Genomic DNA, 17,035 nt, shown 5'->3' with positions numbered 1-17,035 from the left:
TTAAAAACTAAAAATTAATCTTAATACAATAAAAACCATGGAAGGAATCTTAGATTTATTAAATAGTGACTTAGGAAAAACAATTGTCAGTGGAGTTTCGGGATCTACAGGAACAGACCAAAATAAAACAGGCAGTGTATTAACTATGGCTTTACCTGTGCTTATGAAAGCTATGGAACGAAATGCCTCTACTCCTGAGGGTGCTCAAGGGCTAATGGGAGCATTAAATAGCAAACACGATGGAAGCATTTTAGACAACCTTAGCGGTCTATTTGGCGGTGGTGTTGATGAAGCAGTAACAACTGATGGAGATAAGATTCTTGGTCATGTTTTAGGTAACAGTCGCCAAGGGGTTGAACAAGTTATTGGTCAAAAATCTGGTTTAGACAGCGGATCGGTGGCTAATATTCTAAAAATTGCAGCACCCATACTTATGGGAATGTTGGGTAAACAATCGCGCCAAAACAATGTGAGTTCGCAAGGTGACTTAACGGGCCTATTAGGTGGCTTATTAGGTGGTGCAAGCCAGCGTGGCCCAGTAACTAAAGAACAAACGTTTTTAGAGCAAGTTTTAGACTCAGATGGTGATGGTAGTGTTATTGATGATGTTGCTGGTATGGTGTTAGGAGGCAGCAAGAAAAAAGGTGGCCTTGGTGGTCTTATTGGTGGGTTATTTGGAAAATAGATTCCGTTTTATAGAATTGCAAAAGCAGCTCTAACGAGCTGCTTTTTTATTCATTTAACTTTACAAAATGAAGTGTTCACTCATCTATCTGTAATCATTACATATTCATACTAACATCGTATCATTTTTTATACTTGTTTTGTAGTGTCATTAAATAAAATTACGATAACAAAAAATTTAATACCTTTAGTAATTATGAATAAAATTGTTCCCATAATCTTAGTCCTCAGTCTTTTAATCGCAAGTTGTAAATCCTATACTCCGGAACAAACCATTAATCACGGAAACGAGAATGCCTTGGTTGAGAACGATACTGTATCCATAAGTAGTGACGAAACCGATTATGAAATCGTTATTATTGAACCCGGATTTAATGTCTGGTTAATAAGCACTGCTAGACCTAGAGGTTATTATACACAAAATTGGCTCGAAGAAAGAAATAGACTTTATGTCCAAGCTTGGAATCAAAGAAATATGCAACCAGGTGTTTTTGACCAAAACCTTTATATGCTTCGCATAGACTACGACGCGCGTACAGACTATGGCTATGAAGTCAACTATTTATTATATAATTATTTTGTCTACTTTCAGCTAAAATATAATCAACAGTTAACATCGCTTATTCCTAGAATTTGACGTAAATTTGCTGCACTTAAAAAGTGCCATGAACAAGTTTAAGAAAGATTGGGAAATACAACATAATTGGCAACTGCTATTTCCGCTTTTAGGCCTTTTAGGCTTAGGGTATTCAGCATACAAACTGTCTAATGCAGTATTCCAAAAATTCGGTACGCCAATAGTCATCATATTAACTATTGTTCTTTTTTTTGCTTTATTAGCCATTACCTTAAAGCTGTTTAAGTGGCTAGAAAAACGCTGGGTACTTGATTACAGATGGGAAATGATTCGGGTATTTATCGTATTTGCGATAACGGGTTCTTCATCTATGTATGTCAGTAGACCTATCATGAATTTTATTGGAATTACTAAAGACAATCTTGGGCCTTTACTCTATTGGGTATTATTCATTATCATCGGTCTTATATTTTACCAAATACTTTTAGTTACATTTGGATGGCTATTTGGTCAGTATAAGTTCTTTTGGGAATTTGAAAAGAAAATTTTAAGAAGATTTAGTCTAATTAAGGATAAAAATTAAGATTTTTTTAACATTCTTAGTGTAGGATAATATCTAGGTTTGCCCAAGATTGCATGAACAAGGATTATTCAAAAATTATTGCCCTATTTTTTTTAACAATATTACTCACTAGTAGTGTTCTAAATCTTCATATTTTTTTTCATGACCATGACCACGATCATTATTTTGGAAATCTTGGTGACCATCATAAAGAGCAAAAAGACACACCTTGTGAGCTATGCCTATTAGTTCTAAATTTTAGCGATCTAGATTATAATAACAGCCTAGAATTTTCTTATGAAAGCGATATTCAAATTATAAATAATTTCAGAAAAGACCTTTTAATCCATAAAAAATTATACTACAACCAACTCTTTTCTGAACACAACAAAAACAAAGCGCCACCTCACCTTAGCTAATAAGTCAAACAATTAGTAAATAGATCAGTAATCAAGATATTATAAATAAGTAAATGAAGAATATCTTTCTCATCTTATTTATACTAATAACTAGTTTTGGCTCTTCCCAAGAATGTAATAACGTCTTAAGCGGAAAAATTTCCGATTTCCATGATAATAGTACATTAGAAAATGCCACAATTAAACTTATTGGTACAAATAAGTTCACAATTTCAGACAAACAAGGAAATTTTAAATTCGAAAAATTATGCGATAAGACATATAAAATAGAAGTGTCTCATATCGCGTGTGAAACGAAAATAGTATCTATAGACGTCCAAGGAGATACTTATGACGTAGTTATTAAACTTGAACATCATTTAGAGCAACTAAGCGAAGTAACTGTTAATACTACGGTTACCAGAAAAGAAACCAAAACAGCGCAAGAAGCAGTGATTAAAGCAAGTGAAATTGAGGAATTTAGTAGTGGAAGTCTAGCAGATATTACTGAAACTATTGCTGGAGTATCTTCTTTAAATACAGGCAATAACATTGTAAAACCAATTATCCATGGTTTACATAGTAGTAGAGTAATAACGATGCAGAATGGCGTCCGTATGCAAGATCAAGAATGGGGTATGGAACATGCGCCTACGGTTGATGTTAATGCATTACAAGAAATAACTTTGGTAAAAGGTGCATCTGCACTTGCCTATTCTGGGGACGCCATTGGAGGTGCCATTGTATTAAAACCTTCTAGAATCTATAAAAGAGATAGCCTATTTGGTAAAACAATAGCTTCGTACAACTCAAATAATAGAGGTTACACCTTCAGTTCGTCTTTAACTAAGACCTTCGAAAAAGGATGGTATGTTGGTGGGCAAGGAAGTTATCGTCGATTTGGAGATTCACAAGCACCTGATTATGTTTTATCAAATACAGGTTTGGACTTTAAAGCCTTTTCGGTACAAGCCGGTTATAGAAGTTTTGAACAATCGTTTAATGTCTATTATAGCTATGTAGACAATGAGATTGGGATACTTTCTTCGGCGCATATTGGGGGAATCGATCAATTTATTCAATCCATAGAAAGTCAACAGCCGGCAACCATTCGAGATTTTACCTACGATATTAGGGATCCAAGACAAAGAATTAAGCATCATTTGGCAAAAGTTGAATATCAAAAACGATTTTCTAATTTGGGTAAATTTACTTTACAATACGACTATCAAAGTAATCAAAGACAAGAATTTGATAGAAGGCGTGGTGAGTTCCGCGGTGTTCCATCCATTGATTTGTTATTACAAACACACGGTTTACAGTCCAAATTTTTATTTGATAGTAATTCAAACAGAAAGTATAATGTTGGCATACAATTACAATATCAAGATAATTTTGCTGATCCCGCTACTGGGGTTTTTCGTTTAATACCAGATTTTGAGCGATACGATATGGGTGCTTTTGTAACCTCAGAGTGGGAACTCAATAATGATTACCTTGTTGAAGGTGCTATTCGTTACGACTTCAACCATATAGACGCACAAAAGATTTATCGTGATTTTCGATGGGAGGAACGTGGCTACCAAGAAGATTTTGCAGATATCATCGTAGATGAAGATATTGCCCCAGGACAACTATTAACAAATCCTCTATACGATTTTCATAATATATCTGTTGCTCTCGGTGCCAAAAAAAGTTTTGGTAACCATGAAATCGCATTAAACTATTCCTTAAGTAACCGCGCACCAAATCCTTCTGAATTATTCTCAGATGGTTTACACCAGTCTGTAGCACGTATAGAAGTTGGGAATTTGCGCTTAGGAAAGGAAACAGCGAACCAATTATCAGCAACCTATACATACCAAAACTCTAAATTAAATCTTTTGATAGAACCCTATGTTAACAGAATAGATAACTACATTTTTATCGCACCTACAGCTTTAGGAATTAGAGCCCAAGGTCAAGCAGGCTTTTTTTTCGAGTATGAATTTTTATCAACTGATGCCCTTATTTATGGTGTTGATTTAAATGCAGACTATTCGATAACTGAAAATATTTCATTTCAAAACTCAACGGCATTTATTATTGGAGACGATTTAGATAATGATGAACCTTTGATTGATATGCCACCTTTCAATACCAGAAATACTGTTCAATATCAAAATAAAAATTGGAGTAATCTTTCTTTAGGGCTGACATCAGAGTTGTTTGCAATGCAAAATAATTTCCCTGACTATAATTTCTTATATACTGTACCCTCTACCGGAGAAGAAGTTCTGGTAGATGTAAGTACGCCACCCAGTGGATATCACTTGCTTCATTTTAATAGTTCAATAGAAACTAAATTATTTAAGAAGAACACTTTAGAAATTGGGTTTAATATTCAAAATATTTTTAACACCAACTATAGAAATTATTTAAACCGTTTACGTTTCTTTGCCGATGAAGTCGGAAGAAACTTTCAAATACAATTAAAGTTCAATTATTAACAACTATTCAATAAAAATTAAATTATGAAATCTAATCTTTTAAATTTTACAAAAATGAAAACAATTAAATTATTTATTTTGCCTATGCTAGCTTTAGCATTATTTGCATCTTGTTCTGATGATGATGATTCTCCTGCACCAGTAAATCCACCAGAATTGATTACTGATGTTGCAATTATTTTTACTAATGCAGCTGATGATACCGATGTTGTTACTTTGACTGCTGTCAGTGCTGATGGTATTGTAGAACCAACATTAAATGACGAACCACCACTTGTATTTACGGCAAATGCAACTTACAACGTTACCGTTACAATATTTGATAATGTTAATGATGAGAATATTCTTGAAGAAATTGTTGACGAAGTAGATGAACATTTCTTTGTTTATGCAACTACTGCAGGTTTTACAATGGTGAGAGATGCTGATGACCCTGTTGGAACTCTTGAAGGATCCAGTACACCTCACAAATTAGGATTAGAAACAACTTGGACTGCAGGTGCGGCGACAACCGGTACAATAACTGTTCAACTAATTCATGAACCAACCTCTATCGCTAGCGATGTAGGATTTGGTGCCGCTTCAGGAGGTGAATTTGATATTAATCAAACCTGGGATGTAGTATTACAGTAACAGTGAAATTCAGGATTGTAAAAAAGCACTCAAAGTTGAGTGCTTTTTTTATGCTTTAGTAACTGACTTTTCGGGATTTAAAACATAGGTATATAACCACATTAAGGAGAAAGTCGGTATGACGTCCATAAATGGCAAGGCCTCTTCAACAAAGGCAATCACAGCTGCTATTTTCCCTTCCCTTCCTTTATATAATTTTGTCATAAAATAAGCAGACAATGGTGCCCAGATAAAATCAAAGGGCGGAAATATTAAAGAGACATATCCTAGACCATCTAAAAATAATCCAAATACCAATTTATTGTATTTATTCATTTAGTTTTCAAGTATTTATTTAATCTAAGAATAGCAATAAGTATTCCAAATTTATAAAGGCGTCAATTCTTCAAAAATTCCCTTAACATAACTTAAACCTTTTTAACGTTTAATTAAGAGCTGTGCTTCATGTGAGAATGTAGATTTGCACTTTAAAAGTGCAATAATCATTTTGTCAATCCATTCTAACAAAAGTTTAAGTCATCATCAACCAACCTCTATGAACTTACGTTCTTTATTAACTTTACTTTGCTTTTGTTATGCCTTTATTTGTTTAGCCCAAAATGATTCCATACCAATTCCGGATAAAAAAATTCTCAATATTGAGCGTACTGATCAAAAACCAAAAATAGACGGTATTCTCGATGAGGATATATGGCAAAACGCTGATATTGCGACTGATTTCATCCAATTTAGACCTGAAATAGGGAATACACTGCCTAAGGAAAAGCGGACCGAGGTAAAAATGACTTACGACGATAAAGCCATTTATGTTGCTGCTTATCTTTACGATGACCCTGAATTGATTATGAAGCAATTGGTGAATCGTGATAACTTTGGTCAGACCGATTTTTTTTCCGTGATATTTAATCCCAATAATGATGCCCAAAACGATACTAATTTTTTTGTGTTTAGTTCTGGTCAACAAGCAGACGCCATAGCTAATCCAAGTATAGGTGAAGATTTTAGTTGGAATGCTGTTTGGCAAAGTGCCGTAAAAATAAATGATGATGGTTGGAGTCTAGAAATAGAAATACCATATCGTACATTACGTTTTGCGGAAGAAAAAAACCCAATTTGGGGGATTCAATTTAGTCGTCAATTTAGGCGTGATAGAGCGCAATATACTTGGAATCCTGTTGATCCTACAAAAGGGAATTTTGGGCTATATCACGGCGAGCTTCATGGACTCAGTGGACTAAAGCCACCTACCCGATTAATCTTTTACCCTTTCACAACTGGGATTCTCGATAGCTTTGATGGTGAAACAGAAACCACCTTAAGATTAGGTATGGATGTTAAATACGGGATTACGGATAATTTCACACTAGATGCCACTTTGATACCCGATTTTAGCCAAGCGGGTTTTGATAACCTAGTACTCAACCTTGGCCCATTTGAACAAACCTTTGCTGAACAGCGACAGTTTTTTACAGAAGGTGTGGATTTGTTTTCAAAAGGTGGTCTTTTCTTTTCAAGACGAGTAGGAAGTGCACCTACTGGTGAGTTGGATTTGGCAGATAACGAAGAATCTGACGTCCCCAGCGAGGTTAAAGTTTTAAATGCTGTAAAAGTGTCTGGTAGGACAAAAGATGGTTGGGGACTTGGTCTCTTTAATGCCATTACAGAAAAAACCTTTGCTACTATAACCAATACAGATACTGGCGAATCCCGTCAAGAAGTGGTTGAGCCCTTTGCCAACTATAATATCTTAGTCGTTGATAAACAATTTGGTGGTAATTCTGCCATAAGCCTTATCAACACCAATGTAATACGCGAAGGTGAATTTAGGGATGGCAATGCAACGGCTCTAGTAGCAAACTTGGTGAATAAAAAGAATACCTATAGATTCGATACTGAATTAAGAATGAGCAATGTTAACTATCAAAATGAACCTAGCGAAACTGGTTTCAGCAGTTTTATGTTTGTAGGTAAAGTTGCAGGGAATTTCAGATATAGCTTTGATCACCGCTTTGCCGATACCAAATACGAAATCAATGATTTAGGGTTAAACTTCAGAAACAATAGGAATGATTTTGGTATCGATTTTTCGTACCAAACCTTTGAGCCGTCAGGAAAGTTAAACAACTATCGCTTTAACTTTTTTACCAATTACAGACGACTAGTTAGACCAGATACTTTCTCTCGCTTTAACTTTGGTGGAGGTTATCGTGCCTTCACCAAAAAACTCGATGCCTATGGTTTCCGTCTCAATATTGAGCCCGGTAAACAATACGATTTTTTCGAATCCCGTGATGGGCGACCCTTTATTTTTGAAAACTTTGTGAGTACAGGTGGTTGGATCTCTACCAACTACAATCGGGTCTTCGCTATTGATTCGAGAGCTAACATCGGAACCTTGTTTGAAGATGGACGCGATTTGTTTACCTACGATTTTAATATACAACCTAGGGTAAGGGTATCTGATAAATTGTTATTGGCATATGGCTTCTTCTTTAATTATAGAAATGGTGATCGTGGCTATGCTACTGAGGTAGATGACCAACCTATTTTGGGCGAACGTAATCGACAAATCATCACAAACACACTTTCTGGAAACTATACGTTTAATCCTTTTCACTCTTTGGGATTAACCTTTAGACATTATTGGGACACGGTGAATTACGACTATGAATTGTTTACCTTATTGGATAATGGACGATTGACTACGGACTCTGGGTTTAATCTTGATAATCTTGGTGAGGATCCAAATATTAACTTTAGTACCTGGAATGTAGATTTAAGCTATTCTTGGCAATTTGCACAAGGTAGTTTTTTAACAGCCCTTTACAGAAACCAGATTTTTAGTTTTGATGAAAATTCCGAAGACGGCTTTTCCGAGAGCTTGGATTTATTGTTCCGCGAACCCATGCAAAATATTTTCTCCTTGCGTCTTCAGTTCTTCATTGATTACAATAATGTAAAGTCCTTGTTTAAAAAGAAACATAAAGGACAAGGCGAACAGTCCGACATGATGGGTAATACTTCAAGATTATTTAATGCCTTTCCATAGACGCTCTACTTCTCGAAACAAAATGTTGTTCTTCTAAATACTCAGAACAGAATTTCACTCAAAGTAACGCTTTATGATATAAATTAAAATAGTATTTTCGCTCTTATATGATTAAAGCTACCAACATTCATAAATCGTTTAAGGATTTACACGTTTTAAAAGGCGTAGACATTACTATCGCCGAAAGCGAAATCATCTCCATCGTTGGCGCTTCCGGTGCTGGAAAAACCACCTTATTACAAATCTTGGGCACGTTGGATAAACCCGATTACAAATCGGATACCGAGCTGATGATTAATGGGCAATCCATTACAGCACTTAGCAATAAAGCCCTAGCCAAATTTAGAAACCAACATATTGGATTTATCTTTCAGTTTCATCAGTTATTGCCAGAATTTACGGCTTTAGAAAATGTGTGTATTCCAGCCTTCATCAATAACACTCCAAAAGTGGAAGCAGAAAAGAGAGCCATGGAATTGTTGGATTATTTAGGACTCAAAGACCGTATGCATCATAAACCCAATAGTATGTCTGGTGGTGAACAGCAGCGTGTAGCCGTAGCCAGAGCCTTAATCAACCAACCAAAAATCATTTTTGCAGATGAACCTTCGGGCAACTTGGATAGTGAATCTGCGGAGCAGTTGCACCATCTCTTCTTTAAACTTAGGGACGAATTTAAACAGACCTTTGTCATTGTGACCCATAACCAAGAATTGGCCAATATGGCGGACCGTAAATTGACTATGGTTGATGGGAAAATTGTGGTATAATCTTAATAGTTTGCAACTTTTTAGACCACATGATTCGTATTAAAAAAACTTTGTGGCATTAATGATGCCCATTATAGTAGCCGTATAACTGATATATAAATAAGCCTACACCAGCTAGAACCAAATACCAATTCACTGCCTTATAAAACGCTGGAAACTGTTTGTGCTTTCGCGAAAGTGTAATGATGAAAACAATGGGGATTAACGCGAGTACCTGCCCTACTTCCACTCCTAAATTAAAACAGAGAATTTTAGCCAAAAATTGTTCTTGCCCCATATCAAAAGACTGCAATCGGGTTGAAAGACCAAAACCGTGGATCAATCCAAAAAGGCCCACCATGAGTAATAAATTGAGCGATTTTACCTTTAATTTTTCAAAACCACCTAAATTCTCAAACCCCTTATACAAAACACTTAAGGCGATAACCGCATCCACTAGGTGTTCGTTTGCTGTGATTCCTCCATAGGTAGCACCAATTAAAGTGATACAATGTCCTATCGTAAAAACAGTGATGAACTTTAAGATGTCTATAAAGCTGTTTAGGTAGAATATAACACCTGTTAGAAAAAGCAAGTGGTCATAACCAGTTAGCATATGCGTTGCACCTACCCGAATATACGCCCATAAACCTCCATTGCGCAAGAGCTCCTGATCAGCACTAGTCACATCATGTGCAAACCCTAAAAGCGGAACGCATACGAATAATAGTACTAGTGCTTGCTTTAAATTTGAAGATCGCATTAACTTTTCTTTCTAAATACCAAGAATAACACCCCTACTATTAGCACACTTCCCACTATAAAAATCCATGTCGGAATTCCATCCTCATGATCATGTGAATGGGTGCTGTCATCATGTTTATGAGTTACCTCAAAGGTCAATGTGGCCCATTTAGAGCGATGGGTTAATTCATCGTTATCGGTAACGCTAACCATGTGAATAGTCCGTATGTAGTAGATACCATCTTCTGGAAGGTCTACCTCAACAATGCCCTGATCATTGGTTAGTAATTGTTGTGCATTAGAATGATTGTGCGTGTGTTCTTTTTCATCATGGCTATGGTTGACATGATTATGTTCATGGTCTTGAGTGTGAGCGTCATCGTTGCCATGTTTATGGGAATGTGCTTTGCCATCATGGTCATGGCTGTGTTCTCCATCATCATGTTTATGGTCGTGACTACGATTATCATGATTGTGAGCGTCATCGTGCTCATGCGAGTGTTCCTTTTTGTCATGATCATGGTTATGCTCATAATCAGTAGCATCATGCTTATGGGAGTGCGCTTTGTCATCATGGTCATGACTATGTTTACCGTCGTCATGCTCATGGTCGTGGGAATACTTTTTTTCCCCATCATGGTCATGCTCATTTCCGTGATGATCGTGATCATGATTATGTTCAACAGGAATATAGTCTGCATATACCAATTGTTGAGCGAGTGGTTTCCCATCTAGCAATAGCTGTACTTTGAGCCTATCACCTGTATACTTATCATATGGATTTTCTTGAGGCACAAACTCTATGGGATAGCCCAATACGGTGTTCCAATCACTAGTCTTAACTTCGCCTACTTGGTAAATGGCCTTTACATGCTTTTGATAACTTTCTATGGCATCTTTGTCTAATAAGTTATTTTCAACACGTCTGGCTAGCATATCTAAAACCCCATCGTGTTCTAGGTAGCTATTAAATTTTTCAGCAGATAGTTCTATGGTTCTCGCTTTTGTAGAAACACCTGCTACATACGTTCCTGCTTCACCTGTATTGAAGAGTAATTGTGTAATGGTACTGTCTTGGTCTTTCCACTGCTCTGCATTAATGGCCACTCTTTTTCCCTGTGCTATTATAGACGCATCTAAAATACGATCGCGAGAGATAATATTTTCACTATTTTCAAAAGTGCCATTATAGAGGCTTAAGATTGCGTCTTGATTGGGCTCCAAGAAATAGCTTTCCAATTTTATATACAGATTGTGGCTACATAATAGGACTAATACAAGTAGCAAATAAAAGGGCTTAAAAACCCTGTGATTTAATCTTTTTGCAATGGTTGTTCGATTGAAATTCATGTGTTTTCTGTTGATTATTCTCTGGATAAGCGTAGTTAAGATTGGCTTTATCGGTCTAAACACAAAATTAATCCTTTTGCCTTAAGAAATCAATATATGACACCCCAGAATTTACAATAATTTATTTCGATTTGAGTATTTTGGTTGTGATAGATTTAATTTTCAAAAATGTATTCGTCAAATGATGTAAATCCCGTAAAAAGCGAAAAATAGGGACTAGTTCCTAATACGATTTTTGAGCTTATCAGTAAATTCCTGTCTATTGTTTACCTCTAACTTCGCATAAAGATTGCGGATGTGAGTTTTTACAGTACTTAATGAAATAAAGAGTTCGTTTGCGATTTCCTTATTGGTTTTTTCCTGAATAATCAACTCAGCCACACGCTCTTCTTGATTGGTCAAATTAACATTTTCCTGTTGTACCTCACCATTTTTTGATTGCCTAAGTTTTATAAACAATAAGGTTATACCTATCAATAATATAAGACAAATAGTACCCAAGATATAAGCCAATCGTCTATAAAACTCCAAATTTGACTGTGTTTCAACTTTTGACAAATCGGTAATAAGGTCTTCAAATTGTAGCGCATAGCCAGTATTGTCGTAATACACATTAAGGCTATCCTGAAGTTTTTCATAAAACGGATAGTCGTTTTTAAAATCTTCCTTAATGATATCTTCTCTAACTCCAGAGAGTAAAACCAAAGTGACTAAGGGATGGACTGTCTTTGTGTTGGCATATGATTTCAATTCCAAAAGCATCTGGGAGGACGGTTGATTTTTTGATGTAAAGTCCTTTAAAGCATAGAGCTCTGTATGTAGTTGAGTTACATAGTTGCTGAACTCTTGCCATTCTTTATCAATAGGATTTGTATTGGTATTACTAGAAAACCAAAATTTGCTGTTCTTTTGAAAAACGATGGTATCCTGATTAGAAAAAACAAAATTGTGCAAATTCTTTATATCCTTATTATCCGCCATTTGCAAAACACCCTCTTCCTCAACTACTCTAGCATGAATGCGATATAAGGCATGTTTATCTGAAAGTAGTTTACCCGTGAAAGAAAAATATCCTAAGCTGTCTGTTAAAGTAGAAGTTAAAATTTGGTCAGTAGCAATAGTATTTTCCTCGTTATATTTCAGCAAGCTTAGGTATACCTTTTTATTTTTTTCTGGAGTATCTAAATAACCCGAAATGGAATATTGTGCATAACAGAATTGACTTAATACCACAAAAAAGAAAAACCCAAGAAAAAAGACTATTCGTTTCATATTAGGGTTTCAAAATTAAAGAATTTCAATGATTGATAAAATCAAAAAAACTTTAATACCCTAAACAAATAAACTTTTCACGTTTTGAATTATGGATTATTACGAACTGTTAAAATCTGACAACTAGATTTGCCTTATATCATTTTCAAATCGATTGAATGAAAAAGTGTGACTAACCATTGTTTTTGTCAGCCACACTTTTTGTTTTGGAATTATAGAATACTTATTTAAAACATTAGGAAGTATTAATTAGAAAACTATATCAACTCCTCAAGTTCTTCTAAAGTAAAGTAACTGTTTTTAACAAAGTTTTCTTTACAATAGTTCAAGGCTTTTTTACCTGCTTTCCTATTGATGTTTTGCTCATTAAATAGTTTAGCTATTTCAAAATTCAGTGCTAAAAGTATCACTTTTTGACTCTTACTTAAAAATTCTGGGTTGTTGTAAAGCAAGTCCTTACTTTTAATTAAGAGTTCCATTAATGCGTTGTACTGACCTATTTGCTTAAAACTCTCTACAATTTTATCATAGTTGTAATAATACACTGCCGGTTCTACAGTAATTTCAAGTTGTTCCAAAGCCATTGCATATTGTTCTGCACTCTTTTTGTAGGATTCTATCACGAAGTACTGATTTCCTTTGTTCATAGCATCAAGTCCACCTGGTTCTTTCATGTAATAGTTTTGCCATAGTTTATGCTCCTCAACAAAATCAAAGTAATCTGTCAATTCACTTTCTTTTTTGTTATCAAAAATAGCATTTAGAAGATTGCCCATGTCGCTAAGGTTATAGTTGACCTCTAACCCATAAATGGCTTTCATATCTTTTAAATAGTTGTTTTTGTACGCATAAAATGTCGGATAGTTCTTTTGATTTTTAAAATCCTTAAATATGAACCGTAATCCTTCAAAAAGTGATGCTGGCACCATAGAATTATGGCCGCCTTCAAATAGCTTTTTCTGAAAAGAAATTCTATCATTTTTATTGGCCTTGTAGATCTTTTCATAATCATCCCCAGCTTCTATTCTATCAGGTGAATCAAACTCACTATTGGCTACAAAATAGTACATGGGCTTACCACCATAGTTTCTCATAAATTCAGCCATTTCCCTGCGAACATCCCTACTATAGAAGTTAGTGGATATGGAAATAAATCCTCTGAACGGATTATCTTGTTCTAGTAACAAATGATGGCTATACTCAGCACCATTGGAATGACCAATCATAACATTAAAGCCAGAAGTACTATAAGTATCATTAATATGAGGGATTAATTCTTTGAATAAAAAGTTCTTGAATTTTTTACCCGACACATTGTAATACACATCAAGATCTTTGTTTCTGTTACTAACATTGCCAGTCATACCATGAACGATTCCTACAAGTATCGTTTCAGGCACAATGTCATAAGGTTCGCCTGCAAGACTTTCCAAATAGTTCTTAGCTACTTCAAAGTTTCTCCATTCGGCGTCAGTAATGTAGCAAACAGGATATTTTTTCTGAGCATCATAGTTTTTGGGAAGTACAACTTTTATTTGTCTCCCTTCATTCACATATTTTGATGGAAAAAACGCTACGCTGTAATCTAATCCGAAGTCTCCAGCTTTATCATTAGACCAGCCTTTAACCATAAAGATGTTTTTAGAGTCGCGATTCTCTAATCTCAAGTTAGGATTATCGTGGAGTTTTTTAATGATAGCTTCAGAATTCCAGTCGCCCTTTGTGAATTTGAATTCAGCTGGATAGTTGAGATCAACCGTTAAGCTTCTTTCATAGTCCGATACCTTTTCCATTTTAACACGATTTGGATTCCAGTTTCCTAAGGATTCCTGGTTGCCCGTAATAAACACCTCATCGGTCTTATTGGGTACAATGACCTTAATGGTTCTTTTTTCCTGCCCGAATACGTTGGCTACGAAAAGGATTGCCAATCCTAATACAATAATTTTTTGATTCATGATTTTTGATTTTTTCTTTAGGCAAATGTATCTTAAGAATACCGTGATTTTTTTATGACTATGGGCTGAAATTGGGACTAGTCCCTAGGATGATTTTTAGTATACGACTCATTTAAAGACGATTATTCTATTTACTGATAGTTCCTTAAATAAACTTGATGGAAATTGCTGATAAATAAATAATTGAAGTTTCAGCAAACCAAGTTTATCAAATCTTTAAGCCTTTGTTAATATCTGTATTTTATTTTGTGGTTTTTAAAACCATAAATCTGTATTTTCGCTTTCCCTTAAAGAATAAATAAATGACAGTGACGGAGTTTGAACCTATTATTGAAGTTCTAGAAGAAGCCTACGAAATTCCACATCTTAATGCTACAAGAAAGATCTCGGCATTATTACCACATAACTATTATGAAACAGAAAAGCGCTATCCTGTTCTGTATTTGCAAGATGGTCAAAACCTATTTAACCCCTTAGCACCATATGGAGATTGGGCAATAGATAAATCGATGAAAAAGTTAGCTGAGGAAGGCTTCGGAGATTTAATAATCATTGCCGTGGATCATGGTGAAAAGGAACGCATAAGTGAGTACTTGCCTTACTACCACCCTCGTTTTGGTGAAGGCAAAGGCAACTTTTACATTCAGTTTATGATTGAAAAACTGATTCCATACGTCAATAGTCATTATAGAACTTTGACCGACTTTGAAAATACAGGAATTGGTGGTAGTTCCATGGGAGGATTAATTAGTCTACATGCAGGTCTTCAAAATCCTGGTGTATTCGGGAAAATGATGATTTTCTCACCTAGTCTTTGGATTTCCAACATGATTTTCAAAAATACCAAATCCTTTAAGCCATTAGAGGAATCAAAGATTTATCTTTATGCAGGTGGAAAAGAAAGTATTGAACATTTACCAAATGCAAAAAAATTGGGAAGCATTATCAAGGAAAAGATGATAAAAGGCTATCATATTGATTTTTATTTTTCAATAAATGAAGAAGGTAGCCATGCGGAAATCCATTGGCGCGAAGAGTTTCCAAAAGCCGTAAAATGGCTCTTTTTTAATCCATACGATAAACATGACTTATAAGCATTCAAAAAAAATAGATACCACAAAAGATGTTATTCTACCCTGTAGAAAGAATAATCTCGATGCTGTAAAAGATTTACTACCTGTATCACAACCCGATTTTGATGGTAGTTTTGGGACATACCAACTACTTTATGGAACTCATGGTAATAGAATCTACCTATTAGGCTTGGGTGAAGATAAACATGCATCGCAAATTGAAGATACGTTTAGAAAGCTATGTTACGACACCAAACAGTATTGGGGAAAATCCATTCAAGTTTATGCTGAACATCTAAATGATGATGACATCAGAAAAGCAGTGATTGGCTTAGAAATGGCACAATATGTAATCGGTGAATTCAAGTCTAAAAAAGAAAAAACCAATAACGTCACAGTAACATTCCATGCTTCAAAATCTATAAGAAAGATTTTAGATGAAGGAAAGTATACTGGAGAAACCATTAACCGAATAAAAGCTTTAGTTGATGCACCACCTAATGTAAAAACACCTGAATTCTTAGGTGAATGGGCTAATAAATCTTCTGTTATTGCAGATTATAAATGTACAATACTTAAAGAAAAGGAACTTAAGAAACAAGGTTTTGATGCTGTACTATCTGTGGGAAAAGGAAGTGTCAACAAACCCGTTGTCATTATCAATGAATATAAAGGAAAAGCTGCTAAAAAGACGGATATTGTGCTTGTCGGAAAAGGAATCACTTTTGATTCTGGTGGACTTTCCATAAAGCCATCGACCAACTTACATTACATGAAAAGTGATATGGGAGGTGCTGCAGTAGTTTTAGGTGTTGTAGAATTGATTGCTAAATTAAAACTAAAAATCAATGTTACCGGAATTGTTTGTTCAGCAGAGAATGCAGTAGATGCTGAAAGTTACAGGCCAGGTGACGTCATTAACTCCTACTCTGGAAAAACCATTGAAATTATTGATACTGATGCTGAAGGTCGCCTATGCCTAGCTGATGGGATTAGTTATGCGGTTAGAAACATAAAACCTGATTACCTTATTGATTTAGCAACCTTAACAGGGAGTGTTGTGAGAACCTTTGGCTATTCTGCGGCTGGTATGTTTACTAACAATGACGAGATGGCAAAAACCATGTCGGATATAGGCTATAAAGTCCACGAACGTGTTTGGCGCTTACCTATGTTTGAAGATTACGAAAGTGATTTACATAGCGATATTGCCGATGTTCGTAATTTTAGTGGCAAGCCCATTGCTGGTGCTATTAATGCAGCAAAATTTTTGGAAGTATTTACCGAAGCACATCAAAATTGGCTACATCTCGATATTGCAGGAGTTGCTTTTGGGGCTTCGCCCTATGCCAAAATGAAAAGTGCTTCAGGATATGGTATTCAGTTGATTACTGAATTTATTAAAGAAAAGGCTTCTAAATAACTCGTAGTTTTTGTAAATTGAGATTGCAATTTGTCTGTATAAGCACAATCGAAAATCTTAAGTTCTGATACTCA

15 protein-coding genes are annotated in these 17,035 nt (G+C 35.3%); 10 read left to right on the top strand and 5 right to left on the bottom strand.

Annotated features, from left to right (window positions below; genetic code table 11):
• The first annotated feature begins 37 nt into the window (after positions 1 to 37).
• The 6 genes from Q0992_RS08415 to Q0992_RS08390 all read left to right on the top strand — a co-directional run bounded on the left by Q0992_RS08415 (position 38) and on the right by Q0992_RS08390 (position 5,343).
• A complete protein-coding gene (locus tag Q0992_RS08415) occupies positions 38 to 685 on the top strand; it encodes a DUF937 domain-containing protein (protein WP_299522387.1) in 648 nt (215 codons plus the stop codon).
• A 195-nt stretch (positions 686 to 880) separates the two neighbouring features.
• On the top strand, positions 881 to 1,321 hold the full coding sequence (locus Q0992_RS08410) for a DUF6146 family protein (protein WP_299522385.1): 441 nt from the start codon (positions 881 to 883) through the stop codon (positions 1,319 to 1,321).
• Between the two features lie 28 nt (positions 1,322 to 1,349).
• Positions 1,350 to 1,844 carry a DUF6787 family protein gene (locus Q0992_RS08405; protein ID WP_299522382.1) on the top strand — a complete coding sequence of 165 codons (495 nt, stop codon included), beginning with the start codon at positions 1,350 to 1,352 and terminating at the stop codon, positions 1,842 to 1,844.
• Positions 1,845 to 1,897: 53 nt separating this feature from the next.
• On the top strand, positions 1,898 to 2,242 hold the full coding sequence (locus Q0992_RS08400; protein WP_299522379.1) for a hypothetical protein: 345 nt from the start codon (positions 1,898 to 1,900) through the stop codon (positions 2,240 to 2,242).
• A 53-nt stretch (positions 2,243 to 2,295) separates the two neighbouring features.
• Positions 2,296 to 4,710, top strand: a complete 2,415-nt coding sequence (locus tag Q0992_RS08395) for a TonB-dependent receptor (protein ID WP_299522376.1) — start codon at positions 2,296 to 2,298, stop codon at positions 4,708 to 4,710.
• 54 nt (positions 4,711 to 4,764) lie between these two features.
• Positions 4,765 to 5,343: a hypothetical protein gene (locus Q0992_RS08390; protein ID WP_299522373.1), complete on the top strand. Its 579-nt coding sequence runs from the start codon at positions 4,765 to 4,767 to the stop codon at positions 5,341 to 5,343.
• A gap of 48 nt (positions 5,344 to 5,391) precedes the next feature.
• Here Q0992_RS08390 and Q0992_RS08385 read toward each other — a convergent pair whose 3' ends face one another.
• Complete coding sequence (locus Q0992_RS08385) at positions 5,392 to 5,658, bottom strand: hypothetical protein (protein ID WP_299522370.1); 267 nt, start codon at positions 5,656 to 5,658, stop codon at positions 5,392 to 5,394.
• A 220-nt stretch (positions 5,659 to 5,878) separates the two neighbouring features.
• Between Q0992_RS08385 and Q0992_RS08380 the strand changes: the two genes are divergently transcribed.
• Both Q0992_RS08380 and Q0992_RS08375 read left to right on the top strand, forming a co-directional pair.
• Entirely contained in the window at positions 5,879 to 8,392 is a 2,514-nt protein-coding gene (locus tag Q0992_RS08380; protein ID WP_299522367.1) for a DUF5916 domain-containing protein, read from the top strand.
• 107 nt (positions 8,393 to 8,499) lie between these two features.
• Positions 8,500 to 9,162 carry an ABC transporter ATP-binding protein gene (locus Q0992_RS08375; RefSeq protein WP_299522364.1) on the top strand — a complete coding sequence of 221 codons (663 nt, stop codon included), beginning with the start codon at positions 8,500 to 8,502 and terminating at the stop codon, positions 9,160 to 9,162.
• A gap of 58 nt (positions 9,163 to 9,220) precedes the next feature.
• On the opposite strand, the gene Q0992_RS08370 is transcribed toward Q0992_RS08375, so the two are convergent.
• The 4 genes from Q0992_RS08370 to Q0992_RS08355 all read right to left on the bottom strand — a co-directional run bounded on the left by Q0992_RS08370 (position 9,221) and on the right by Q0992_RS08355 (position 14,465).
• Positions 9,221 to 9,904 carry a HupE/UreJ family protein gene (locus tag Q0992_RS08370; protein ID WP_299522361.1) on the bottom strand — a complete coding sequence of 228 codons (684 nt, stop codon included), beginning with the start codon at positions 9,902 to 9,904 and terminating at the stop codon, positions 9,221 to 9,223.
• Positions 9,904 to 11,235 carry a DUF4198 domain-containing protein gene (locus Q0992_RS08365; protein ID WP_299522358.1) on the bottom strand — a complete coding sequence of 444 codons (1,332 nt, stop codon included), beginning with the start codon at positions 11,233 to 11,235 and terminating at the stop codon, positions 9,904 to 9,906. The genes Q0992_RS08370 and Q0992_RS08365 overlap by 1 nt, the downstream gene beginning before the upstream one ends.
• Before the next feature lie 216 nt (positions 11,236 to 11,451).
• Positions 11,452 to 12,507 (bottom strand): LuxR C-terminal-related transcriptional regulator, encoded by a 1,056-nt coding sequence (locus Q0992_RS08360; protein WP_299522356.1) that lies wholly within the window; start codon positions 12,505 to 12,507, stop codon positions 11,452 to 11,454.
• 257 nt (positions 12,508 to 12,764) lie between these two features.
• Entirely contained in the window at positions 12,765 to 14,465 is a 1,701-nt protein-coding gene (locus Q0992_RS08355) for an alpha/beta hydrolase-fold protein (protein WP_299522354.1), read from the bottom strand.
• Between the two features lie 302 nt (positions 14,466 to 14,767).
• Here Q0992_RS08355 and Q0992_RS08350 point away from each other — a divergent pair, with 302 nt between their 5' ends.
• Positions 14,768 to 15,559 carry an alpha/beta hydrolase-fold protein gene (locus Q0992_RS08350; RefSeq protein WP_299522352.1) on the top strand — a complete coding sequence of 264 codons (792 nt, stop codon included), beginning with the start codon at positions 14,768 to 14,770 and terminating at the stop codon, positions 15,557 to 15,559.
• Complete coding sequence (locus Q0992_RS08345; protein WP_299522350.1) at positions 15,549 to 16,961, top strand: M17 family metallopeptidase; 1,413 nt, start codon at positions 15,549 to 15,551, stop codon at positions 16,959 to 16,961. The genes Q0992_RS08350 and Q0992_RS08345 overlap by 11 nt, the downstream gene beginning before the upstream one ends.
• Positions 16,962 to 17,035 lie beyond the last annotated feature (74 nt).

The sequence above is a fragment of the Winogradskyella sp. genome (genome assembly GCF_028289625.1).
Lineage (GTDB): Bacteria > Bacteroidota > Bacteroidia > Flavobacteriales > Flavobacteriaceae > Winogradskyella.
Note: the sequence above shows the minus strand (reverse complement) of the source record. Positions and strands in the feature narration are given on the sequence as shown.

Coding starts and splice junctions, on each gene's coding strand:
- Q0992_RS08405 (WP_299522382.1), top strand. CDS start 1,350: ATGAACAAGTTTAAGAAAGATTGGGAAATACAACATAATTGGCAACTG.
- Q0992_RS08365 (WP_299522358.1), bottom strand. CDS start 11,235: ATGAATTTCAATCGAACAACCATTGCAAAAAGATTAAATCACAGGGTT.
- Q0992_RS08375 (WP_299522364.1), top strand. CDS start 8,500: ATGATTAAAGCTACCAACATTCATAAATCGTTTAAGGATTTACACGTT.
- Q0992_RS08415 (WP_299522387.1), top strand. CDS start 38: ATGGAAGGAATCTTAGATTTATTAAATAGTGACTTAGGAAAAACAATT.
- Q0992_RS08385 (WP_299522370.1), bottom strand. CDS start 5,658: ATGAATAAATACAATAAATTGGTATTTGGATTATTTTTAGATGGTCTA.
- Q0992_RS08395 (WP_299522376.1), top strand. CDS start 2,296: ATGAAGAATATCTTTCTCATCTTATTTATACTAATAACTAGTTTTGGC.
- Q0992_RS08370 (WP_299522361.1), bottom strand. CDS start 9,904: ATGCGATCTTCAAATTTAAAGCAAGCACTAGTACTATTATTCGTATGC.
- Q0992_RS08350 (WP_299522352.1), top strand. CDS start 14,768: ATGACAGTGACGGAGTTTGAACCTATTATTGAAGTTCTAGAAGAAGCC.
- Q0992_RS08345 (WP_299522350.1), top strand. CDS start 15,549: ATGACTTATAAGCATTCAAAAAAAATAGATACCACAAAAGATGTTATT.
- Q0992_RS08390 (WP_299522373.1), top strand. CDS start 4,765: ATGAAAACAATTAAATTATTTATTTTGCCTATGCTAGCTTTAGCATTA.
- Q0992_RS08400 (WP_299522379.1), top strand. CDS start 1,898: ATGAACAAGGATTATTCAAAAATTATTGCCCTATTTTTTTTAACAATA.
- Q0992_RS08410 (WP_299522385.1), top strand. CDS start 881: ATGAATAAAATTGTTCCCATAATCTTAGTCCTCAGTCTTTTAATCGCA.
- Q0992_RS08355 (WP_299522354.1), bottom strand. CDS start 14,465: ATGAATCAAAAAATTATTGTATTAGGATTGGCAATCCTTTTCGTAGCC.
- Q0992_RS08380 (WP_299522367.1), top strand. CDS start 5,879: ATGAACTTACGTTCTTTATTAACTTTACTTTGCTTTTGTTATGCCTTT.
- Q0992_RS08360 (WP_299522356.1), bottom strand. CDS start 12,507: ATGAAACGAATAGTCTTTTTTCTTGGGTTTTTCTTTTTTGTGGTATTA.